This is a genomic window from Dyella sp. AD56 (assembly GCF_002878475.1).
Taxonomy (GTDB): Bacteria; Pseudomonadota; Gammaproteobacteria; order Xanthomonadales; family Rhodanobacteraceae; genus Dyella.
On sequence record NZ_NRDP01000011.1, the window covers coordinates 82517 to 105125 of the forward strand.

The 22609-nt window shown below is 62.2% G+C and carries 23 protein-coding genes; 10 read left to right on the plus strand and 13 right to left on the minus strand.

What is annotated here, in order from left to right; genetic code table 11:
* Positions 1–146 precede the first annotated feature (146 nt).
* Positions 147–1607, minus strand: coding sequence for an NAD(P)/FAD-dependent oxidoreductase (locus DyAD56_RS08620; RefSeq protein ID WP_102302353.1), 1461 nt, complete (start codon positions 1605–1607; stop codon positions 147–149).
* Positions 1608–1746: 139 nt separating this feature from the next.
* On the opposite strand from DyAD56_RS08620, the gene DyAD56_RS08625 reads away from it, so the two are divergent.
* Entirely contained in the window at positions 1747–2349 is a 603-nt protein-coding gene (locus tag DyAD56_RS08625) for a TetR/AcrR family transcriptional regulator (protein WP_233202347.1), read from the plus strand.
* 36 nt (positions 2350–2385) lie between these two features.
* Here the strand turns inward: DyAD56_RS08625 and DyAD56_RS08630 are convergent, their stop codons facing one another.
* The 6 genes from DyAD56_RS08630 to DyAD56_RS08655 all read right to left on the minus strand — a co-directional run bounded on the left by DyAD56_RS08630 (position 2386) and on the right by DyAD56_RS08655 (position 9045).
* A complete protein-coding gene (locus DyAD56_RS08630; protein WP_102302354.1) occupies positions 2386–3537 on the minus strand; it encodes a hypothetical protein in 1152 nt (383 codons plus the stop codon).
* Between the two features lie 151 nt (positions 3538–3688).
* Positions 3689–4336: a DUF2894 domain-containing protein gene (locus DyAD56_RS08635; protein ID WP_102302355.1), complete on the minus strand. Its 648-nt coding sequence runs from the start codon at positions 4334–4336 to the stop codon at positions 3689–3691.
* Entirely contained in the window at positions 4329–4976 is a 648-nt protein-coding gene (locus tag DyAD56_RS08640) for an OmpA family protein (protein ID WP_102302356.1), read from the minus strand. The genes DyAD56_RS08635 and DyAD56_RS08640 overlap by 8 nt, the downstream gene beginning before the upstream one ends.
* The gene (locus DyAD56_RS08645) at positions 4973–7348 is read right to left on the minus strand and encodes a DUF802 domain-containing protein (protein ID WP_233202365.1); all 2376 of its coding nucleotides are present in this window, start codon (positions 7346–7348) and stop codon (positions 4973–4975) included. Before DyAD56_RS08645 ends, DyAD56_RS08640 begins: the two co-directional genes overlap by 4 nt.
* A gap of 37 nt (positions 7349–7385) precedes the next feature.
* Positions 7386–8093, minus strand: coding sequence for a DUF3348 domain-containing protein (locus DyAD56_RS08650; RefSeq protein ID WP_102302358.1), 708 nt, complete (start codon positions 8091–8093; stop codon positions 7386–7388).
* A 76-nt stretch (positions 8094–8169) separates the two neighbouring features.
* Entirely contained in the window at positions 8170–9045 is an 876-nt protein-coding gene (locus tag DyAD56_RS08655) for a LysR substrate-binding domain-containing protein (RefSeq protein ID WP_102302359.1), read from the minus strand.
* Between the two features lie 170 nt (positions 9046–9215).
* Between DyAD56_RS08655 and DyAD56_RS08660 the strand changes: the two genes are divergently transcribed.
* Positions 9216–9371 (plus strand): lipocalin-like domain-containing protein, encoded by a 156-nt coding sequence (locus DyAD56_RS08660; RefSeq protein ID WP_146010470.1) that lies wholly within the window; start codon positions 9216–9218, stop codon positions 9369–9371.
* 77 nt (positions 9372–9448) lie between these two features.
* Here DyAD56_RS08660 and DyAD56_RS08665 read toward each other — a convergent pair whose 3' ends face one another.
* The gene (locus DyAD56_RS08665) at positions 9449–10270 is read right to left on the minus strand and encodes a helix-turn-helix transcriptional regulator (protein ID WP_102302360.1); all 822 of its coding nucleotides are present in this window, start codon (positions 10268–10270) and stop codon (positions 9449–9451) included.
* 398 nt (positions 10271–10668) lie between these two features.
* Here DyAD56_RS08665 and DyAD56_RS08670 point away from each other — a divergent pair, with 398 nt between their 5' ends.
* Entirely contained in the window at positions 10669–11052 is a 384-nt protein-coding gene (locus DyAD56_RS08670) for a hypothetical protein (RefSeq protein ID WP_102302361.1), read from the plus strand.
* A 72-nt stretch (positions 11053–11124) separates the two neighbouring features.
* On the opposite strand, the gene DyAD56_RS23880 is transcribed toward DyAD56_RS08670, so the two are convergent.
* Entirely contained in the window at positions 11125–11298 is a 174-nt protein-coding gene (locus DyAD56_RS23880) for a hypothetical protein (protein ID WP_158241297.1), read from the minus strand.
* Between DyAD56_RS23880 and DyAD56_RS08675 the strand changes: the two genes are divergently transcribed.
* From DyAD56_RS08675 to DyAD56_RS08700, 5 genes are all read left to right on the plus strand, one after another.
* A complete protein-coding gene (locus tag DyAD56_RS08675) occupies positions 11297–12145 on the plus strand; it encodes a hypothetical protein (protein WP_102302362.1) in 849 nt (282 codons plus the stop codon). The two genes, DyAD56_RS23880 and DyAD56_RS08675, sit on opposite strands and share 2 nt — an antisense overlap.
* A 365-nt stretch (positions 12146–12510) precedes the next feature.
* Positions 12511–12963 (plus strand): fasciclin domain-containing protein, encoded by a 453-nt coding sequence (locus DyAD56_RS08680; RefSeq protein ID WP_102302363.1) that lies wholly within the window; start codon positions 12511–12513, stop codon positions 12961–12963.
* Between the two features lie 1052 nt (positions 12964–14015).
* Entirely contained in the window at positions 14016–14273 is a 258-nt protein-coding gene (locus tag DyAD56_RS08690) for a hypothetical protein (RefSeq protein WP_102302365.1), read from the plus strand.
* 106 nt (positions 14274–14379) lie between these two features.
* Entirely contained in the window at positions 14380–14601 is a 222-nt protein-coding gene (locus DyAD56_RS08695) for a hypothetical protein (RefSeq protein WP_102302366.1), read from the plus strand.
* Positions 14602–14936: 335 nt separating this feature from the next.
* Entirely contained in the window at positions 14937–15614 is a 678-nt protein-coding gene (locus tag DyAD56_RS08700; protein ID WP_146010471.1) for a hypothetical protein, read from the plus strand.
* A gap of 99 nt (positions 15615–15713) precedes the next feature.
* Here DyAD56_RS08700 and DyAD56_RS08705 read toward each other — a convergent pair whose 3' ends face one another.
* The gene (locus DyAD56_RS08705) at positions 15714–16772 is read right to left on the minus strand and encodes a VOC family protein (protein WP_233202348.1); all 1059 of its coding nucleotides are present in this window, start codon (positions 16770–16772) and stop codon (positions 15714–15716) included.
* 116 nt (positions 16773–16888) lie between these two features.
* Between DyAD56_RS08705 and DyAD56_RS08710 the strand changes: the two genes are divergently transcribed.
* Together DyAD56_RS08710 and DyAD56_RS08715 are read left to right on the plus strand one after the other, a co-directional pair.
* Positions 16889–18847 carry a M61 family metallopeptidase gene (locus tag DyAD56_RS08710; protein WP_102302368.1) on the plus strand — a complete coding sequence of 653 codons (1959 nt, stop codon included), beginning with the start codon at positions 16889–16891 and terminating at the stop codon, positions 18845–18847.
* Between the two features lie 215 nt (positions 18848–19062).
* A complete protein-coding gene (locus tag DyAD56_RS08715) occupies positions 19063–19890 on the plus strand; it encodes a GAF domain-containing protein (RefSeq protein WP_233202349.1) in 828 nt (275 codons plus the stop codon).
* Here DyAD56_RS08715 and DyAD56_RS08720 read toward each other — a convergent pair.
* From DyAD56_RS08720 to msrA, 3 genes are all read right to left on the minus strand, one after another.
* Positions 19887–20825: a LysR family transcriptional regulator gene (locus tag DyAD56_RS08720; protein WP_102302369.1), complete on the minus strand. Its 939-nt coding sequence runs from the start codon at positions 20823–20825 to the stop codon at positions 19887–19889. The genes DyAD56_RS08715 and DyAD56_RS08720 overlap by 4 nt on opposite strands.
* A gap of 117 nt (positions 20826–20942) precedes the next feature.
* Complete coding sequence (locus DyAD56_RS08725; protein WP_102302370.1) at positions 20943–21716, minus strand: SDR family oxidoreductase; 774 nt, start codon at positions 21714–21716, stop codon at positions 20943–20945.
* Between the two features lie 180 nt (positions 21717–21896).
* On the minus strand, positions 21897–22415 hold the full coding sequence (msrA, locus tag DyAD56_RS08730) for a peptide-methionine (S)-S-oxide reductase MsrA (protein ID WP_102302371.1): 519 nt from the start codon (positions 22413–22415) through the stop codon (positions 21897–21899).
* Positions 22416–22609 lie beyond the last annotated feature (194 nt).

The following is a 22609-nucleotide window of genomic DNA, read 5'->3' on the forward strand; positions in this document are numbered from 1 at the left end:
CACGTCCGGTCTTCGCGAAGGGTTTCACGGCATATGGCCGACTGTGGCGACCATCCAACGTAATCGCTACTGGATTCCGGCCTGCGCCGGAATGACGCTGAGGGGATCGAGCCACACGGAGATTGTAAACAGACCCTTGGTCAACATCAGCGATCACTCATCATCACACCGGCCGTCTGCAAACCCGAATACAGGGCCGCAGGCACGCCAAAGCCGGGGAACGTGGTCTGCCCGGCGAGATACAAACCCGCCAGCGGCGTGCGATGCGCAAAGTAAGCATTCGGGTCGGCGCCGGGCGCCACGCCATAGAGCGCACCCTCGTAGAGATGCCGCTCGTGTTCGAATGTCTGCGGATCAAGCGTGCGCACCGTATCGATCTCCAGCGTCGGCAGGAACCCACGCAACGCCGCCAGATGTTTTTCCAGCGCATCCTCCGTCATGGATGGCGTCCATTCGCTGGCGTGGTGGATACCGGACACCGGCGCGTACAGTTCGAGCACGCCCTTCCCCGCCGGAGCCAAACCGCTCAACACCTGACTGGGCGACGTCCAGGAAAGCCAACGCGGCACTTGCTCCGCGACTTGATGCATCACGCCCTGTCGATTCATGTCAGGCACGTGATTGACGATGAAGGCGCTGGAGGCCGGCGCGCAGCGGCCACCCAATTGCACGGCGATGGCTCGATGCGACAGCGGCGCACGGCGCGCCGTGCGCTGCATGGCGCGTGGAACAGCGTCCGGCGACAGCAACCGATTGACCACGCTAAATCCCGCGCAGGTCGCGACGACCTCCTGCGCGGGAAGATGTTGGCCATTCGCCAACACCACGCCGGTCACGTGCCCGCTCGACACCTCAATGCGCGTGACCTCGCATCCACAACGCACCGGTACACCCGCTGTTTGCAGCGTGCGATGCAACGCATCGGTGATGGCCCCCATACCGCCTCGCGGCAGATGAAACCCTTCTTCCAGCAAGGCCAGCAGGCCGATCAACTGGGACGCCGGCAACCGATCCGGCGGTGTGCCGGTGTAGAGCAGAATCGAGGCTACCGCCGCCTGCAATGCAGGATCAGGAAAATAACCAGCGATGGCACGGTCCGCCCGGCCGCCCAGCCGCGGAAGATAGCGCCAGAGCTGGCCAAGCGTTCGCGGCAACGAAGGCTCGAACGGCAGGACACCATCGAGCAGACGGCGATAGATGGGACGCCAGTCGAGCTGCAGCTTGCGCAGGCCTTCACACAGTAGCGCAGTGCGAGCTGCCGCATCATCACCCTCGACACGCGCCGTCTCGATGCTGCCCAGATGTACGATGGTGCCATCGTCCAGATGCGTTTCGTGCGGATGATCAATGGCGACGAGCGGCACCTCCACATCGAAGTTCAGCCCAAGCTCCCCGAACGCCCGTCGTAGCAGCGAAGGCACCGCCACATAGACCGCACCATTGTTGAACGTGTAGCCATCCATCCGGGTGGTTGAGCAACAGCCACCAGGCTGATCCGAAGCTTCCAGCACCATCACTTCCCGCCCCCCGCGGGCCAACGCCAGGGCGGCAGAAAGGCCGGATAGGCCCGCGCCAATCACGATGATGGGAGCGTTGCTGCTTGGCATAGCGGAATCTCGCAAATGTAGGGTCAAGGGACAGCCTGCGGGATCGGCCGGCCGCCGTGCCCGCGGCACCGTGATATCCTGTTGCCAGTCAAAATTGAACAATGATCAATTTTGAACATTGTTCAATATCAAGGCCGACATGTCCACACCCAGCCACCCGCCACGCAAACGTGAACGCACCCGAGATCATCTCGGTACGGTGGCATGGGCGCTGTTTGAGCAGTTCGGTTACGAAGCCGTCACCATGGAACAGATCGCTGCCGAGGCGGGCGTGGCGCGCGGCACGCTGTATAACCACTTCCCCGTGAAGGAGGCCGCGCTCGCACTCGCCCTGCACGAGCAACTGGCAAGTGATCTCAGTCCCTTGATGCACAAGGTCATGGCGCGGCGGAGCCTGCAGACGCGACTCGCTGGGATACTGGATGCCTCGGCACAATGGTGGGAGGCGCATCGCGACTATGCCGCACCGTACATCCGCTATCGATTCCAGGCGCTCGGCGACGGGCAGCAGGGGCAAAGCGACTCCGACATGTTGGCGGTGTACGCGTCGTTGATCGAACAAGCACAAGCAAAGGGCGAGATTCGCGACGATATCGCCCCGCCCTTGCTAGCCAGTCATCTGCATTTTCTCTATCTGGGCGCCGTGTTGCGCTGGCTGGAAAACAGCCGTCTCAGCCTGCGTCATGAGTTGGCGCAGGTGTTGGCGTTCTTCATGGCGGCGGCCATAGCATCAGGGCGCTGAGTTTCGCTTGAGTACTTTCGCCGCGCAGGCGTTCACTCAGTCGTCGACAGCCTTCCACTGCCAAGTCCGCGACGCCATGTCGAACTCGCCGTTACGCATCGATGTGTGGTCGGTGCCAGAGTCCTTGGTAATGAAGGCACTGATCGACGTTGCGTAGACCGACAAGGTGACGGAATCGCCCTCCAGCACCGTGCCGGCCACGTCCAACCGGGCACCCTTGGGCAACTCGAAGCGCACGTACTCGTTGTCGTCCATGTCGTGGGCGCGCAAGCGTGCGGCACTGATCCCATGGCCGTTGTAGATAGCATCGATAGTCGAGCCCGCGGGTATGTGTACGCCGGCCACCTCGACATCTTCCGCCAGCATGCCGTCGCCCACGCTCACGTCGCCGTCGTGCTCGCGATACACCGAAAGGTCGCGCCCTACTCCCAGCGGATAGCCGGCCACGCGCTGCGCCACCGCGGGCGTACAGCTAAGGTCCCCGTGATAGCTGAATACCCCTTTGGCGCATCGCACGCCGAGCGCCAACCAGTCATGCGGCGCATCGCCAATGATGTCCACATCACCGATGCGGTAGGTGCTGAACTCGAATGTTGCATCCGTCCCCGCCGGCAAGGCGAGTTCGCCGACCACGTGATCGGCGGCCAAGGTGCAGTCCACCGTTTCCTTCTCAGACGAAGTATCGAACCCTTGCTTGAACTTGGCTGCCGCGCACGGCAGGCCGTGAATGGCCGTGGGCCGCGTCAGTACACCCTCGGACACATAGCGGGTCGGGTTGTCTCCACCAGTGACCGCGATCGAGAAATCACCGCGGATGGGCAACCCCAACAGCATGGTTTCCACTGGAAGCGTTCCGCCGCTCACATCATGTGGCTCCCAAGTGGACTGCACGACCGTTGATCCCGCCGGGAAATGCAGGTCGTCGTAGACCTTGGGCGACGACAGGTGATGCGTGTAATGCTGGACCACAGCCTCGCTGTAGGCCTGCTCGATGTCGCGGTGGTTGAACAGCAGCAACAGTTGGAGCGCCACAAAGAGGACGCAACATGGCAGGCCGTAACGCCAGAAACGACCATGCCGAATGGAACGCTTGATGCCCAGCAAGGCCAGAATGATCGTCGCGGGGATGGTTACCAGCAGGGCTAACAACGCGAAGACGACGAGGTTCGACAACGACAGTGGGACCACGGCAATTCCTTGGCAAATGTCGGTATGCCAGCGAAACAGCCTGCTGGCGAAGCCATGCCATCCGGCACCGGCCCAGCATATCAAGCTGCCCCGGTTAAGCGGCAGCGCCGTTGGCCGGGCTGGAGGGGAAAGCGCCGAGCGTGCGGCGACCTTACTCCTTGCGCGTGCGTGCCTTAGCCCGTGTGCGCTTGCCCGGGGACGCCGCCTGCGGCGCATCCTTCGCGACGAACGATGCGTTGCCGTTCATCTGCTCGATCCACGACAGGTCGTCGATATAAGCCAGAAAGTGCTGCAGGTAGCCGGGTGACAGCTCGCGCATCAAAGCGATGGTGCGATGGACGAGCGCACGCGAATTGAGTGGACCGGCGTTCTCCGGCGCATCTTCCATCGATTGGCGAAGCTGGCTCTCCGTGCGCACCGACGACCAGATCTTGCGGAACTCACCCAGCAGTTCCATCTCAGGCATGGCGGATGTCGCTGGCTCGGTAGCAGGCTTCTCGTTGCGTGACGCCGCCATGCGGGCGAGCTGATCGATCAGTTCACCGAAAGGACCGCGCTCCGCGATGTCGGATGCCGCATCGTTGCTGGCACTCACCGCCGAAGGAATGAGATCGGCGGCATACGCGTCGATCAAGACGGCCAAGCGTGCGTCCAGCAGTCCGCGTGCTTCGCCATCGATCCGGGCGGCACGCTTCTCCAGCGCATCCATGAAATGGAACCGGATGGGATCGAGACGATCTGCCTGTCGCGCGCGCCAAGCATCGAGCGTCGCGCGTGCGCTGGGCGTTCCGTCAGTCATGAGACGCTACGGCCGTATTCGACGGCCGCGGAACAGGCGCGATCTCCACGCGACGGTTCTTTGCGCGCCCATCCTCGTTTTCGTTTGAACTCACTGGCTGCTCCGCGCCGAAGGCGGCAGCGAAGACGGAAGAAGCAGGCACGCCCTCAGTAATCAGCGTACGGGTAACCGTGAGCGCGCGCTCGGCGGACAACTCCAAGTTGTCGGCGAAGTGACGATTGCCGTCACGCACTTGCTGGTCGTCGGTGAAGCCGCTCACCATCAGGATTTCATCGCGGGACTTGAGGTAATCCGTCAGCGGCCCAGCCAGGCTTTTCAGCAGCTCGCGCCCTTCCGGTTGCAACTGGTCGGAATTGAGCGCGAACAGCACGTTGCCGCAAATGCCGATGCGCCCATCGACGAGCGTCACGCGGCCAGCCGCCAGCGGCGCGGCCAGCGCCTGCTCCAGCGTCTTGCGGCGCTGCGCTTCAGCCTGGTGTTGCTTCACCTCTTCGTCGAGCCGGTTGGACAACTGCAGTTGCACACCGATCACGCCGACCAAAATCAGCACGAACGCGCCCAGCAGCACCGACATCAAGTCGCCGAACGCGGCCCAGATCGGCGCGGTCGATTCCGCTTCGACCTCGAACTCGTCACTCATGCGTTTTCAGCCCCGGCCGTTGCGCGCTGATCGGCAATCTGCCGCAGGTCTTCGATCACCTGCTTCTGCGAAAGCATGCTGAGGTCGACCACTTCACGCGCCTGGGCCACGTAGTACGCCAGTTGCTCGTCGCTACGCGCCAACGTCTTGTCCAACGCGTCGGCGATGTGCTGCAAGCGTTCCATCAGCGCTTCGTTCGACTGGCCGTACAACTGCACCGACACCCCAAAGGCTTCGCCAAGGCTGGCCACTTCCACCGCGCTGCCGGTGACCTGCGCCGCCACCGTACCGAGCTTGCCGGTTTCGGCTTGGATATGGTCGGTGAAGCGGGTGCTTACGCGATCGAGCAGGTCGGCCGAGGTGGCGACCAGCGCATCGACCGCTTCACGCTGTTCCGTCGACGCGTGGTTCACGGCGTCAAGCAGGGTTTCCAGCGTGGCGAGCAGGCGGCTGCGCTCTTCCAGCATCGCCGTGTCGCGCACCATGCTGTCAGAGAGCTTCTGGCGCAGCTCGGCGACGACGTCGGCGGCCGCCTTCGGCGCTTCCGACGCAGCCTGCACGAGGCGGGAGATCTCTGCGATGGTTTCGCTGGCGTGCGTCTGCGCCTGCGCGGAGATGTCGCCGGCGGTCTTGGCCAACGTGTCGCAGATGTCTTGCTGACGACGGGTGGCGTGTTCGCCCACCTGCTCCCATTGCTGGCCCAGGGTGGCAGTCATCGATTCGAACGATGTCGTCCACGTCGCCAATCGCTGCTCGTCGCGCGACTCCAGCGCTGTCTGCAACTCCGCATGCGAGGCCTGCACGACGCGCACCAGCGACGACGCCTGCGCTTCGAAGGATGCCGTGGCCGTGGCCAATGCTTGTTCGTTGCGGGCAGCCAAGCCGTCGTTTGCGGCGACCTGCTGCGACAGTGCGTTGTTCCATGCCGTTGCCGCGTGGCCGGCCGAGGCATCCAGGCGTGCAGCGACACCGTCCAACAAGCCGGTCGAACGCTGCTCGAAGGTTTCGCCGAAGCGTTCCAGCGACTGGCGCAGATCGCCGGCCATGGATTCGTTGGAGCGGCGATGTTCGTCCAGCGCCTTGCTCCAGAGTTCCGCCACCGTTGCGGTACTGGTCTCGAAGCCGGTGGACAGGCCATCCAATTGCTCGCGTACGGCCTGCGTGACGGATGCATGCAAACTAGCCGCTTCGCGCGCGAGCCCAGCCATCGTCGCCTCCACCACCGGTTGCAACAAGGCGCCGGAAGCGCGCGCGCTTTCGGCGACGCTGTCCTTCAACGACTGCTCCACCGACGTAGCGAGATGCGTATAGGTCGCCTCGGCCCGCGCATGGAAGGCTTCGTGACTGGCGAGCTGCTGCTCGGTCGCGGTCAGGTTCTGCTGCCACAGGGCGCCGGACACGCGGGCGCTTTCGGCCACGCTGTCCTTCAACGACTGCTCCACTGAGGAGGCGAGCTGCGTGTACGCGGCCTCGGTGCGGGTGTGGAACGCGCCATGGCTGGCGAGCTGGTGCTCGTTGGCGGCCAAGCCTTGCTGCAGCATGGAGGTGGCAGCGCGCGCGCTTTCGGCCACGCTCTCCTTCAAGGATTGCTGCACGGAGGCGGCAAGATGCGTATAGGCCGCTTCGGTGCGCGCGTGGAACGCTTCCTGACCCGCGAGCTGGCGCTCGTTCGTCACGGTGCCGTGTTGTTCGAGGGCGATCATCATCGCCTGCAGGCGATCGACCAGGGTCGGCATCAGCGCCGTCTGCTGTTGCAGGAGCTTGAATGCTTCGTCGCGCTGGTGCGCCTGCGAATGCACGCGCAAGCTCGTGGCAATCCTGGCGTCGAGTTGCTGCACGGCATGCAGGCGCTCGCGCCGGCACAGTGCGGAAAGCAGGCCGAGCATGGCCGAGGTCGCCACGCCCGCAATCGACGTGCCGAACGCAAAGCCTAGGCCCTTGACCGGCGCGGCGAGCGAGCCGCGGATGGCCTGCAAGTCGCTCGCGCTTTCCAGTGCGAGGCCGGTGCCGCGCAAGGTCGCCATCATGCCAAGCAGTGTGCCCAGCATGCCTAGCAGCACCAGCAGGCCGACCAGATACGGCGTCATGGCTGGCGCGGGCATGGCCACGCGCTCGCCTTCCACGCGCAGGCGCACGGCGTGACGCAGGCTGGGATGCAAGCGGGCGAGCCAATCGCCCAGGCCTTCCGGCGACACGGGGGCATCCACCAGGGCATGCGTCAGGGTGGCGGTTGCCTGCCGGTAGCGGTGCAGCTCCAGCGCGCCGGCCACGTAACAGGCACCGATCACCGCCGCGATCGCTGCACCCAGCGGGTTCGAACCGATGTAGCCCACGCCGATCCAGCACACGGCCACCAGGCCCACAGCGAACACAGCAAGATTAAGCAGATTCTTCAACGTCACTTCTCGGTTAGCGGGTGCGAAGGGCTGCCAGCAGGCCTTCGACCGGTTGAAAACGAACATCCAGTTCGGCGAGCAAAACGCTCTGCACGTCCTTGCGAAAACCATCGAGCCAGGGAGCAGGCGTTGCGGATGCCGCCTCCCCTTCCGCCGCTTCGGACGGCGCGCTCTGGCGCAACCGCTCGAAGTGCTCGCCCAGCAACGCCGGCACGGCCGCCAGCAACATGTGCTCGCGCGGACTCAGTGCGAGCTCCATGACGGCATCTACGCTGGCAAGCCCTGCCAGCTCGCTCGACTGCCGGGCCAACATGTCGCGTAGCCGCCCGCGCAGATGGCCAGTGGCCGCCTGCATGCGCCGCTGCAGGGTGAGACAGCGCTGGCGGAACACCGCGTAGTCGTCCCCCGCGTTGTCGCTGCCCGCCCCATCCGCACCGATGGCCAGGACCGGATCACCGGTAATGGCCAGCACCAACGAGGCGCGCAGGCGAGCGCACTCCGCCTCTTCCTCGCTGCTGAAGGCCGGGCCGCCCGCGTCGTCCACGGATGGCCGGCCGTCCAGCGCCGTGGACAGCGCAATGGCATGCGTCCAGTCGAGCCAGTGGCTCAACCGGTCCGGCAGCGATTGCCTGGAGGCGGGTACGTCGCGATCCGTCAGGCGAGCGAGCAAGCGGATGAACGTCGGGCCACGAACCGCCGTCCGCTGAAGGGCTTGCACCATACGTCTGGCTTAGAAAAAAGGAGTGATTTTACACGTTGGGCATGTAAGCCGCTGAACGCTGGGAAGACCGGTGCGTTCAGGGCGTGAGATGTGCCCGCGCCTGATCCATCACGGCCTGCCGCAGCCGCGCCAGCGCGGGCGCGGCCTCGCTGCCGCTGGCGTGCAGGCAGACGTCGACGCCAGGCAACGGGGGTAACCCATGGCGCCCGTCCAGCCGCATCAGCTGGGGTGGCACACCGGCCATGGTCCGCAGGGTGATGCCCAGCCCCGCGGCCACCCCTGCCCACAGGCTCTGCAGGCTGCCGGTCACGTAGGCCACCCGCCACGACAGATGCGCCTTGTCCAGCGCATCGACGCCCGCCCGGCGGAAGAAGCACGGCGAGTGGTAAAGGGCGAGATCGAGCGGTGCGTCAGCCCGCAGCACCTCGTCCACGCCAGCCGGCCCCAGCCATGTCATGGGCAGGGTCACCACGTGCTCCGCATCCGGGCGCTGTGCATAGCCCATCACCAGGACCAGATCGAGCTCGCCGCGGTCCAGCCGTTCGAGCAGAGCCCCGTTGCGATCGACCGAAACATCGACCTGTACCGCCGGGTGGGCCTTCTTGAATTGGCCTAGCGCGGCGGGCAGCCAAGATTCGGCGAAATCGCCGGGCAAGCCAAAGCGCACCGTGCCTGCCAACGAGGCGCCTCGCACGGCGTGCACGGCTTCGTCGTTCAGTTCCAGCAGGCGGCGGGCATAGGAGTGCACCGTGTCGCCGGCCTCGGTGAGCACGATGCGGCGCCCCTGCTTGCGGAACAGTGGCTGGCCCAACTGCGCCTCCAACTTGCGCATCTGCTGGCTGACCGCCGATTGCGACCGCCCCACCCGCTCCGCCGCGCGGTTCAGGCTGCCCAGTTGCAGGATCGCAAGCAGGGATCGCAGCGCATCCATATCCAGATTGGGCAAGGTCATTATGCAGTTTTTCTAATAGATATGCCTCGAATTATCACATTTTATCAAGTGTTTGAGCTCCCTAACATCGATCAGATCGACGCCCGGCCCATCCAAGGAACCTCAGCGCATGCACGTCTCTCGTCTTCGCCAGGCCATCGCAGCGTGGTTTCTCGTCTAAGGGCGTGCTGATGTTCCGGATCGAAGGAGCCTCTTACCCGAATGGGGAGGGACAGGCGCAGAGCCGGCAATACGAACTCAAGGGTGACGAGTTGAGCTACCGCGTGCCGGCGCGGCCCGACGGCAACGTGCCGCTGTCGGTATGGCGTCGCATCGGCCCGCCGTGAGTTGCTCGCGCTGATCGATTCTCTCGTTGAGAAACGCAACGCTTGGACAGCCGCCGCAGAGCGACAACGCAATCCAGTTAGCCAACGGCGGCTTGCCTTCCCATGCCCTGTTTCGCCAGCTCCATGCACACCGCCGCCGTGTGGTCATCCGCCGGGAAGGCGCATTCAATGCGCACTTCATCCAGCGTCACATTGCGCGGTGTCGCAAACGTCGTAATGGTCTCGAAGAAACTCAGCTCGCCTCGCGGGCTGCGGAACGTCATGGTGAGGATGGATGACGGCGCAACGGTGACATCGCGCTGCCGCCATGCCTGCGGCACGTCCGGATAGCGCAACACCTCATCCAGCAGCGCCAGTGCCTTTTCGTCCCTGGGCGAGGCAGCGATTTCCTGGTGCAAGTGATGGAGGAACTTCACCGCCACCTCCTCCCAGTTCACGATGGCCGAGCGGATGTCCTCCGGGTCGAACACTTGACGCAGGATGTTGTCGTGCCGCGGTGGACGCCCGCCCATGACGAGCTGATTGATGCGTACGGCGGCGTCGTTGATCCTCAAGACGTCCCAGTGACGGTTCACCACGAACGCGGGATATGGCTCCTGTTGAGCGACGATCAAGTCGATCGCGCGCTGCATCATCTGTAGCGAAGGCGTATCGAGCGGCGTCTCCGGGTACTGCGGCGCATAGCCTGCAGCGACCATCAGCGCATTCCGTTCGCGCAGCGGCATACCCAGCACGTCGGCCAGCCGCACCAACACGCCGCGGCTGGCCTGTGCCTTGCCCGTCTCGATACAGCTCAGGTGTCGCGCGGAGATATCCGCCTGCAACGCCAGCTCGAACTGGCTAAAGCGCAACGACGCACGCCACTCACGCAAAAGCTTTCCGATCGGTGGATGAGACATGGCAACCCGCTGGCAGAGATGGGAAACACGGCGCATACAACGTGGGCACCATGCACCCGAAACCGCCGCCGCGCCCGTGCCGTCAGTCGGGGGCCCTGCCCTTACCCGGCTGCGGACTCCGGGCAAGCTGAACTTGCATCCTGGCGAGCGGTGAAAAGCCCAAGCAATACGCGAGCCGCAATACCGGAGGGTGTGCAATGGGTGAGTGCTCAGGTCCGCGCATTTTTCTGCGACAATTCCTGCGCAATAGCATCGCACTGCTGCGATGTTTCATTGGCCAGGGATTGGCACGTCTTCTCCATGCAGTCAGGGAGACATGCGCGCTGGTCATCATGCACGCCGGATAGATGGGCGTGTTTCGTTTCTCGATGTCCGTACTCATGACTAGATGGAGAGCAATGATGTTACTTCGCAATACGTCGCCGACTTTGTCCGGCGCCACGCTCGGCTTGGCGCTTGGCTTCCTCATCAATGCGGTGACACCGTCGATCGCACATGCTGACGCTCCGCTGTCGTCAGCCACCAACCAGTACGTCGACATGTGCATGAATCAGGCGACCAGTATCCCGGCGCCCTATGGTGAAGCCGACTTGAAAGGAAACCCCGGACTGGGTGACTACTGCAAGTGTTTCGGCGCCAAGTTTGCGGAGCGTGCGGTGGCGTCGGTGCAGAGCGGCGGCAAGTCCACCTCATCGCTGGACGACACCGTGAAGGAAGAGCAAGCCATGCGTAACAGCTGTCGCAAACAAGTTGGCTTGCCGTTACTCAAGTTCAAACCCTGATGGTTGAAAAGAGACGCCTGTTGGTGTGCCTGCAGAACGGACCTCGCTGAGTGGTTCTGTTCTGGGCTCGCATCAACCGAAAGCATTCGCTTCTCGCGTCATGACTATCTGATCAAACTTGCTGGAATATCGACAACGTCCGGCCGCAACAGCACGACGTTGATCGATCGCACAAGCAGCAACCATAGGCTTGCCTTCCCAAATCAAACCATGCCGCCCTGTTTCTTCATAAGGAAGATGATTCATGCCATTGAATGGATTTGTTGTAACGCGACATGTGCAGGTTCTTCCGATCCTGGCCGCCTGCTGCCTGACGCTGGCGGCATGCGGTAGCTCGGGCTCGTCAACAGATGGCCAGGCCGCCGCCACATCTGCAACCACAAGCAACAGTGCAACCGGTACTAGCTATGAAGTGGTCTTGATCGACCGCCCGACTCCCGCCGATGGCATGCTCCATGTGATGGGGGATATGGCCTACAAGCTCTGTGTGGCCGCTGCCGAGTCACTACATGTACCGCTCAAGCCCTACCCACACATGCCTGACGATTACATCACTCAGCGCACCACCTATATTTCCGACGGCCACTCCTGGATGAAAAAGACAGAGTCGGTCTACAAGGTCGACCTTGACAATCTAGCGGCTGAAAAGGGCTGCGAGATCAAGGTCGTGCCGGACAAATCCTTTGACGTCGTCATCGAGCACGACGGTAAGCAGATCAACGTGAGTGGGCATGAGGACGGCACGACATCCGTGGACTCGTCAGACGACGATCTAAGCGCATTCAATGCCAAGAATCCGATCGAGATCAATGATCGCTATACAGACAAGCGCACGGTGGCTGGTGTCAATCTGCGATGCCTGCCGAAGTCCAGTCCGGTGATCAGCTCGAAGGTCGCCATCGATATGTGCGTCTATGAGAAAGATGGCATCGTGACGACGTCGGACAAGAAGTCGATCGTGCTGTATCAAAACGTTGATCCCCTCAACGCTAATCTGATAGCTCCCTATACGATGATTACCGAGGTGAGGTCATTGAAGCTTGGCGCGGCTATCGACCCTAGCGTGTTCAAGACGGAAACCTATACCAAATAATCGCCCTGAATAGTTCTGGGTACAAGCAGAAAAGCTGCACATCATTTGATTGAAGCGGAATGGATTGGAAAGAGGCCGGTAGTTCCCTATCGGCCTCTTTCCATGTCAGATCGCCCATTGAACGGCATGTTGCACGCTCGCACTGCCATCCGTTCATAGCTACATCCATCGCCGCATCACCATCACGTAACAACTACAAGCGCATCCTGCCTGAGCGCCAGGATAGAAAGTCTCCTCCTTGGCAGGCGTCTCAGCCATGCGGTCCTTTTCCTAACGCCATCTGAGTACTTCTCCGATCTGTATCGGAGTTGCGGATTCGTCCGCTCTGGATCCGTGTCGCGGATCCTCACTGAAGGCAAATACTCATGTCCAACAACGATTCCAACGTTTCTAACGCTGGTAACAAGAACCTTGTCGACACAGCGGCAGCCAATGGCCGCTTTCATACGCTTGGCAAAGCACTTGCCGCGGCAGACCTTACCAACGTGCTGAAGGGTACCGGCCCATACACCGTCTTTGCTCCGACGGATGAAGCTTTCGAGAAGCTGCCCAAAGACACACTAAACAACTGGCTTAAGCCGGAGAACAAAGCTGAATTGATCTCCGTGCTGAAATATCACGTTATGCCAGGTCGCGCGTCAGGCGCGGATGTCGAGAAGCTCACTGAGCCCAAGATGATGCAAGGTCAGACGGCGGCAGTCACCAAGGATGGCGACAAGCTCCGCATTGGCGGAGCCACCATCACGCAGAAGGACATTACGTCCAGCAATGGCGTCATCCATGCGATCGACACGGTGAACGTGCCGACCAAGCAGTAACGGGAAAAGGTTTGTGGTGGGGTAAACCCCACCACAGAACTTGCCAAAGCAACTGCAGGAATTCATTACCGCGCAGTTGCCCACGCCGAATGCGGTGGTTAGCTCGATCACGGCGCAGGTAGATCAGCGGGACATCCGGCTGGCCGACCTGGCCTGAAAACAAGCGCACATATCAGTAAGGCACCAAACCTAAGGTGATACTCATGGCTGACCATTTCAGATCTCCATTCCGAGCCCCATGGCTAACCGCGCTCATGCTGTACCTCGGCGATTTGTTCGATCACATGTTCAGCGAACCGTACACTCGGACCAGTTTAATCATGTCCCAAAGGCATCAACTTTCTGTGGCCATGGAATCCGCACGAAAACTCAGGCGAGGCGGCGGGCGATGATCATCGGTGCTTCTGCAAGGCTCAGGTGCTTCTTCAGGTCGATCCGCAGGAGCGGGTATCAACCTGCGCCGTCCATTGAAGAGCTATACGTCTTGCGGCATGACCAGCCGACACAGTCAACTTGGTTATGGCGAAGATTTGTTCGCGCTCTTACGAAAGCCGTACGGCGGTAGAACACATGGCCCTGACAAGATCACAGCTTGTCGACGCGTTGCTAGCCCTGGATGCAGAGCTACTGGGGCTCGAGGCCGGTGGCGTGCAGGAGGAGGCCGTTCAAAGGGTGCTTGTGCAGGCGGTGCATTTATCGACGCGGAGCGTTGATAAACGAGATCGTCTCTGGTGGTGGGGTCAGCTTTACGCCGTTATGGATCATCGTGCCGCGCGACTCATGTCGTCATCGGCCGCGTTGGCATCGCCCTGAGAAGAGGCTCAGGGTCAGGGGCATGCCGTTTCGCGACGTTGGTCTCGGTCACCATGGATGTGCTTTAGACATCGATACCCATGAGCGTCGATGCAATCATCGTCTCGCTCGTCCACGATGCAGGGCGTGTGGCATTGGCCATCACGCAGGCCGGTGCACACGGCGGATATCAAGACCATCACGGCCCTGTTCCTCTTGTTGACGTACAGTAAACCAAGTCAGGGAATCTGGAGCTCGCTATGCCTATCCGTGTCGGGCTGCAGCAGGACGACGTCAACTACCTGTTCTCGCTCAGCTACGGCGAGCTACTGAACATACCGCTGGTCAGCGCCGATCGGCTGCTGGCGGAGCATTTGATAGAGGCCGTTGGAATGCTCGATGGCGCGGCAGTGACCGGACGGAAGCTCTACAACGTGGACATTACCCGCAGGGGGCGCCTTATGGTGACTGCCGTTCTCCGTGGGCACAACAGCCGGTTCATCGCACCACCTTCGTAGTTGGCGGTAGCAACATGTCACGCCCTATATAACGTTGGCACACCCTCTCTTCGCTGGTCATCCGATCCACAACTCGACGTTCCACGCCGCCATCAGTAACGCACTCATGTCTAAGTTCCATCGCCGCAACCATGAACAGATCCAGCTCAATCGCCTGGTGGTTCAGCTTCCGCGCTTGCAACAAGAGTTCCCCGATCCGGCGGACTTCTGGTCGGCCTTCGCCGGATTGGCTGACTTGATCGTCGATGCGGCTGGACCTGACGACCACGACTGGGTTGCCTGCCAGATCAACGCCATGCTGGAAGCTCGTGGGTTGCTGGTCCATTAAACCTTCGACTGGATCCTCTAGGAATCAAGCCCCATCAGCGCGGCTTTGCTGGAGTCGCTTTGGAAGTTTGTTCTCATGAAGGCGGCCGGATCACATAGTTCTCCGGCGGAGTTGCACGCAGCAGGTAGGTGACGAAGTAATCCCATATGCGCCGGGTGTAATAGGCGTCGGTTGCGGGTGGGCGTGGTTACACATGTGCCGCCGCGCCAGAACTTTACCAAACGCGCACGGTCCCACCTCAGTCGTAGTGCACCTGAAGGGCGCCCGATCTATCTCGTCTGCGCACAGTGCATGAAGGGCTCGGCCAAAGGGAGTTCGCTGATGGGGTGGAGGGCGTGAAGTCCAGGGACCTTACCGTGTCGGCTCGGCGGATCGCCGCCATAGTCGTGGCCATCGGCTTTCATCTCATCCTGCTGATCGAGCTACTGCGACCGGTAGCCCCTCGCATGGATACGACCCCGGCGATGGAGAGCAGCGAGGCGGTACTCAAAGTACGATTCGTTTCGTTGACGCGACTGACGCCCACGCCACCGGCATCGCCTACGTCTCAGATGACATCGGTGAAAGAGAAGATCCCGCCACCCGTCCAGCGCGCAACGCATGTTGCGGCACGCCCACCCGCAACAGGTTCTACTGGCGTGCCATCTCCGCCCGTAGCCGATACGCCTGCCACACCTGATCAGTACACCAACGGTCAAACCACCTCGGGAGATGGCGGATTCCGCAACCGGATACTCAACGCCCAACACTCCCAAGGCATTCATGGCGTACCTGGGTCCGATAGGCGAGTCGCGCCAGGCATTGAGTTGACCGATCCGATGAACCAAGGCGTTGGCTCAGCCATGCGCAGCGCGCAACGTCTGTTTGGCGTTACGAATCACCACTGTATTGACGTCGACGTGTGGCAACACCTCACCCCGGACGAGTTGAAAGAGCGACACCTCACGGCGGCTGACGTAGAAAAGGAATCGCAAAAGTACAACTGCAACAGGCCGCTCGGACTCAACTTCTAGGGCGACTCTGGCCGCGTTGGAATCGCCGCTGCCTGCGGTGGCTTGCCGCTCTAGCTGCGTTGGCGGGTGTCCGGCCTTGCTACATCCATGCGAGTCGCGCTATCGGACCTCGACTGAACAAGCTGATCCGCCCTGCTTAATGGCGTGGAATTCGATGGACAGGCCGAGGTCGTCCTGCGTGGGGGCGAGGAAGGATTCGCCAGATACGCCTTCATAGGTCGGCAGTTTGTGCTCGTAGCCGCGCTCGACCCATCGTTGGGCGCGGCCGAGATCAATCACTCCCAGGCTCACACCCAGAATCCGGGGGCCGCCGCTCGCCATGGTCTGTGCCGCGATACCCGCTCCATCAGGCTGGAGCGCCAACAGTGCCGTTGGGCCGACCGGCACGCAGAATCCCTTCGCGCCGATCGAGGGCAGCTTTACCGGCACCGCATGGGCGTAGCCCATTTTCTCCAGTTGCTTGCGATCAGCATCGGCATCGCCCGATACCAACCAGATCGACGAGAGCTCGCGGGCTCCGTTCGGATGCTCACGGGTTACTCGATAGTCATCGGCGTTGGCAGGGTCGAACTGGTCAGGCGCGTAGTCGGCAGCGTAATCAATGAAGAAGGTATTGCTCGACAACGGCGCGCGGTCGAACGCGAACAAACGCCAACCGGGTTTCGCGCTGTCAGGGCCAGAAAAGAATGGCGTAACTGCGTAATGCAGCGCCTGCAGCGATTGATGAATCACATCGAGCGACGAGGAGCGAAAACCAAAACTTCGCGAACCCGGCCCACCTTTCAGCGCTTGCTGGTCTTCCTTCATGCCTGGATCAAACGTGGGATCAGGCCGGGTGACGCCGAGCAGTTCGATAAAGCTGCTGTCCGAAAATCGGATATAGCGGTTGGCTACACCGCTGGGATCGTGCCCGGGCCGCACCTGGAAGCCAAGCTTGACCGACATGATCGATGTGACTTGGTCGATCCCACGCCCCCATAGCAGGATGTGGTCGAGTCGTGTGGTGGAGGCTGCGGGTGCAGATGTCGAAGCCTGCGCAGCGCCCAGGCACAACAGCCAAGCCGAAACGAACAGAGTCAGGCGCATCATCTTCTCGCGTGGGGAGTTGGGCGGAGCATGCGGATGCCGCCAGAGGCGATCAATGACCTCGGAGGTCATGACGCCTGGGCAGCCGCGCCATGTCCATGCAGCAGGCAATACCGCACCCGCCCTAGCGTTGCGGGCCGCCGGTGGTGTTAAGTAGCGCCCCTGTCCCCTTGCTCGCCGGAGCGCTCATGTCCCGTGCCACCACCACCGTTCCCGCAGCGTTCCTGCGTCGCAAATTTTCGCGCCTGGCGCTTGCCGTTGCCATGACGCTCACGGCCGGCGCGGCCGTGGCACAGCAGGCGTACACGGACAATGTGCCGCCCCCGCAGGACACGAAGTACCCCGGCACGGTGACGCTGCATGTCGATGCCAGCGACACGGTGCAGGGCATCTTCCGCGTCCGCGAAACCATTCCGGTCAAGCCCGGCGCGTTGACGTTGCTCTATCCCCAATGGATTCCCGGCGACCACTCGCCCACTGGCCCCATCAATATGCTGGCCGGCCTCAAGCTCACGGCCAATGGCAAGGTGCTGCCGTGGAAGCGCGACAAGTACAACGTGTACGCCTTCCACGTCGACGTGCCCGACGGCGCGTCGTCCATCGATGCGGAATTCCAGTACCTGTCCGGCCGCACGGATGCTGATGGCTTCGAGATCACCGACCGCATGATGGACATGGAGTGGAGCAAGGTATCGCTCTACCCCGCCGGCTACTACACGCGTGGTATCACCTACGCACCCAGCATGACGCTGGCGCACGGCTGGCAGCTCGGCACCGCACTGGAAACGGCTTCGCAATCGGGCGATACCGTCACCTTCAAGCCGGTGACGTTCAACAACCTGGTCGATTCGCCGGTCTACGCGGGCCAATATTTCAAGCGCGTGGATTTGAACCCGGGTGGCGCTGCGCCGGTGTATCTGGATGTCGTTGCGGATGCGCCGAAATATCTGGAGATCACGCCGGACCAACTAAAGGCGCACCGCGCCCTGGTGACCCAGGCGACAAAGCTGTTCGGCTCGCACCACTACGACCACTACGATTTCCTGTTCTCACTGTCGGACCAGTTGGCTGGTAACGGCACCGAACACCACCAGTCCAGCGAAAACGGCCTGGACGCCGACTACTTCACCAGCTGGAAGGAAGCCGCGCCCGGCCGCGACTTGCTCGCACACGAATACACGCACTCGTGGAACGGCAAGTTCCGCCGTCCCGCTGATCTGTGGACGCCCAACTTCAATGTGCCGATGGGCGACTCGCTGCTGTGGGTCTATGAAGGACAAACGGAGTACTGGGGCTTCGTGCTGACCGCACGCTCGGGCATGTGGTCGGCGCAGGAATTCCGCGACGCGCTGGCCATGACGGCGGCCAACTACGACCGCAACCGTCCTGGCTTCCAGTGGCGCACGCTGGAAGACACCACCAATGACCCGACCGCCGCCCACCGCTCGGGCCTGCCCTACCGCAGCTGGCAGATGAGCGAGGAGTATTACAGCGGTGGCCAGATGATGTGGCTGGAAGTGGACGCCAAGTTGCGCGCGCTAACGCACGACAAGCGGTCGCTCGATGATTTCGCGCAGGCGTTCTTCGGCGTCGACAACGGCAGCTACGTCACCAAAACCTATACCTTCGACGACGTGGTGACCGCGCTCAACGGCGTCGCCCCCTACGATTGGGCGGGCTTCCTGCACGATCATGTCGACGTGCTCAATCCTCCGCTGCAGGATGGCCTGGCCGCGACCGGCTGGAAGCTGGTCTACACCGACAAGCCCAGCGACTACGAGGAGCAGTACAACGGCCGCTCGCAGCCGTCCCGCCACCTATACAACTTCACCTGGTCGATCGGCCTGACCATGAACGACAAGGGTCAGATCAACGACGTGCGCTGGGGTGGACCCGCCTTCAAGGCCGGCGTGAGCACCGGTGCGACGGTGATGGCGGTGAACGGGCAGGATTACTCCAAGGACGTGCTGACGGATGCGATTGCCGCCGCCAAGAACAACAAGGCGCCCATCCAACTGCTGCTGAAATACCAGGGCGGCGTGCGCACGGTATCGGTCGACTACCACGAGGGCCTGCAGTATCCGCATCTGGTGCGCGTGGAAGGCACGCCGGATTACCTCAGCGAGATCATCGCACCGCGCAAGTAAGCCTCGCGATAGCTTGCGTCGTGCCCAACGAGCTTGGCATCCGTTGGGCGCGACGCCGGATCGGTGGTGCGGCGATCCTTTGTGGCGGACATGTGCCCCGGACCCGCCGGGTTGACGCATACTGGCCACATCGCGAGTGCCGGGGAGACACCGCCATGCCCTTATCTGACCCGTCCACACGCTATGGCTGGCCACCTGCCGTCGCGGGGTTTGACATGCCCTCCCCGACCCATGCGGGTGGCGATGACGCCGAGCCGACCATGCTCGCCCTGCTGAATGGGCGGCCCGACCATTTCTGGATGGAGGCCTTCGCCTCTGAAGTGGACGATTTCAAATCGCAGCACCGGCTGAGAGACATGCGCCTGGATACGCGCGGCGTGGTGGTGTGCGGAACGGTATCGCAGTTGCGCAGCCTCACCACCGAACTGCGCAATTTCGTCCATCGCGTGTCGCGCATCAGCCTGCAACGGCGAGTCATGGAGCGGCTCACCTTGGGTGGCGTTTCTGGCGCGACTGCCGCCGAGAACACCGCCGCCAGACACGATGTCGACCTCGTCGCGCATATGCCGGCCATCGCCGCGATCCTCGAGGAAGTGTCTCGCTCGACCGGCATGCGCTTTGCCACGCTCGCCCGTGTATCCGATACACGCTGGACGGCTTGCGCCGTGTACGACACCATCGATTTCGGCCTCCGCGCAGGAGAAGACCTGGCGCTGGAAACCACTATCTGCAACGAAATCCGCGAGCATGGACACACGGTAGTGTTCAACCACGCAAGTACGCACCCCCGTTTCGCCAATCACCCGACGCCAGCGCTGTACGGCTTCGAGGCGTACATCTCCGTTCCCATCTACATGGCGGATGGACGCTTCTTCGGCACGCTGTGCGCGGTGGATCCGCAGCCCCGCGAACTGGATCAGGCCACCGTGCAGATCCTCGAGCGGTTCGCGCGTGCGATCGGCTTGGAACTGGACCGGGCGGAGTTACTTTCCGTACAGGACGACGACGACCTGGACGACGCGTCTCCTGCAACGGCGGTCTAGTTCTTTGCCACGCTGAACGACGTCAGCTCGACACTGTCCAGATAGGGTCGCATCAGCGCCTCGAACCAATCGCTAAAGGCGCTGACACGCGGCGATCGCTGACGGCGGTGCGGATAGAGCAGCGAGATGGGCATGGGCGGTGCGCGGAAATCCGGCATCACTTCCACCAGCTCACCACTATCGAGCAGGTCTTTCACGTCGTAACGCGGAATCTGGATCAAGCCGATCCCGGCGAGGCAGCAGGCGATGTAGCTCTCGGCATTCTGCACCACCACGGGGCTTGGCACGCGCAGATGGTGCAGCTTGCCCATCTGCAGGTATTCCCACGGCTGCTCCCTGCCCGCTACGCCTGCTGCATAGCCCACCAGCGCGTGGCCGCGCACCAGGTCGTCGGGTTGCTGCGGAACACCCTGCCTGCGCAGGTACTGCGGGCTGGCGCAATTCACCAAAGCGACATGGCCAAGTGGTCGCACGACAAGACTGCTGTTGTGCAGATCACCCACGCGCACCGCGCAATCCACGCCCTCCTGCACCAGATCGACGGTGCGATCGGTCGAGCCGAGCCCCAGTTGCAACTGCGGGTGTTTGCGAAGCAGGCCGGGTAGCGCGGGAATGATCAGTCGACGCGCAATGCGGCTGGGCACGTCCACGTTGAGCCGCCCCACCACCGCCTGCTGACGGGTGAGGAACAGTGAGTCGATATCGTCCACGTCGCCCAGCAAGGTACGCACGCGTTCCAGCAATTGCTCGCCGTCCACGGTGAGCTGGACGCGTCGCGTCGTGCGATGCAGGAGGCGCGCACCCAGCTTCGCTTCCAGATCCTGGATGGCCGCCGATACCGTGGTGCGCGGGAGATCCAACGCCTGGGATGCCTTGATAAAGCTTCCCAAGTCGGCGACTCGGGTGAATATGCGGAACTGTTGGAGTTTGTCCATCGCGGAACCCACCGGCCTGTAACGTTCCTGCGGCCATCTTCCATGCTTGCGGCCCTAAGGAAAACCGGGCCAGCCGGCAATGCGCTGGCTGGCTTTCGGCCGCGTTCCGATGAAGCCTTACTTGGTCGTATAGCCACCATTGATAAGGATGGTCTGTCCGGTCATCCACCATCCATCACTCACCAGATGGCGGATGAAAGGCACCACGTCTTGGATGTCGGTCAGGCCCGTCTTGGAGAAACCCGACAGCGCTGCTGCCGTCTTGTGATAGGCCACCGCGTCTGTCCCTTCGGCGGGATAGAAGAACGGCGTATCCATCGGCCCGGGGCCCACGGCGTTTACCGAAATGCCACGCGCACCGAACTCCTTCGACGCTGCACGGGTGAAATGCTCCACCGGAGCCTTCGTACCCGCATAGGCGGCATAGAACGGTGTAAACGCCCCGAGCAACGACGTCACCAGCGTGACGATCTTGCCGTTGTCGTTGACGTGCCTGCCCGCCTCCTTCAGGAAGAAGAACGCGGACTTCGCGTTGACCGCCGTCATCTCGTCGTACTCCGCCTCGGTGATCTCCACTAGGGGCTTCTTGAGCACCTTGCCCACGGTATTGATGGCGATGTCGGGCCGCCCCACGGCGGCAACGGTATCCGCAAACAGTTTTTCCACCGCTCCGGCCGTCGTCAGGTTCGCCTGGAACGCTGCGGCCTTCGCGCCAGCCGCCTGGATGGCCGCCACCGTTTCCAGCGCGGCAGCCTCGGTGGCCGGACTGTTGTAGTGGACGACTACGGCCTTCGCACCTTGCCGTGCGAGGTCGCGGGCGATGAGCCCGCCGAGATTCTTCGCGCCACCCGCAATCAGCGCGACTTTGCCTTTAATCGAATGATCCGCCATGAACGTGTCCTCCTATCCGTCAGGAGAACCAGTCTAGGCGCGCGACAGCGGGCGATCAGCCTGCACAATCGGGATGATTCGTCCCGAAATCCGGTCTAATCGGTCGTGCAAACTGTCTTAATCCAAGCTGGGAGCGCGCAGCGTGCGCTCCCACAGGAAAGAGCCGGCCTGCGGCTAATATCACGCCGCGTTGCTGCTGCGCCTCGGCAACGTCCAGTCCGGCCGCGGGAAGTGGCAGGTGTAGCCGTTGGGGAAGCGCTCCAGGTAGTCCTGATGCTCCGGCTCCGCCTCCCAGAATGGGCCGGCAGGCGCCACTTCAGTCACCACCTTGCCGGGCCACAAGCCCGATGCGTCCACGTCGGCAATGGTGTCTTCAGCGACGCGCTTCTGTTCGTCGTCGAAATAGAAGATCGCGGAGCGATAGCTCATGCCGATGTCATTGCCCTGGCGATTCTTGGTGCTCGGGTCGTGGATCTGGAAAAAGAACTCCAGGATCTGCCGATAACTGATCACGGCGGGATCGAACACGATCTCGATCGCCTCCGCATGCGTGCCATGGTTGCGATACGTCGCGTTGGGCACATCGCCGCCCGAGTAACCCACCCGCGTGGCCAGCACGCCGGGATAGCGTCGCAGTAGATCCTGCATACCCCAGAAGCAGCCGCCAGCCAGGATCGCCGTTTCGGTTTTCGTGCTCATGTGTTGATCCTTCCCATCGGTGAGAGTCGTGTGGCAGGGCGCGGTATCGGGTGGGCAGCAGTCGCCGGTTTCGGCATCGCACTGCGCGGAAGCATCCCCTGCTGACCCGTTGAATGTGGTGCTGTCCCGCCGGCTTCTCAAGACGCTAGGCCGCAAGGAATGGCGCCCCTTGGCGGGTTGGCGCCCTGCGTCTG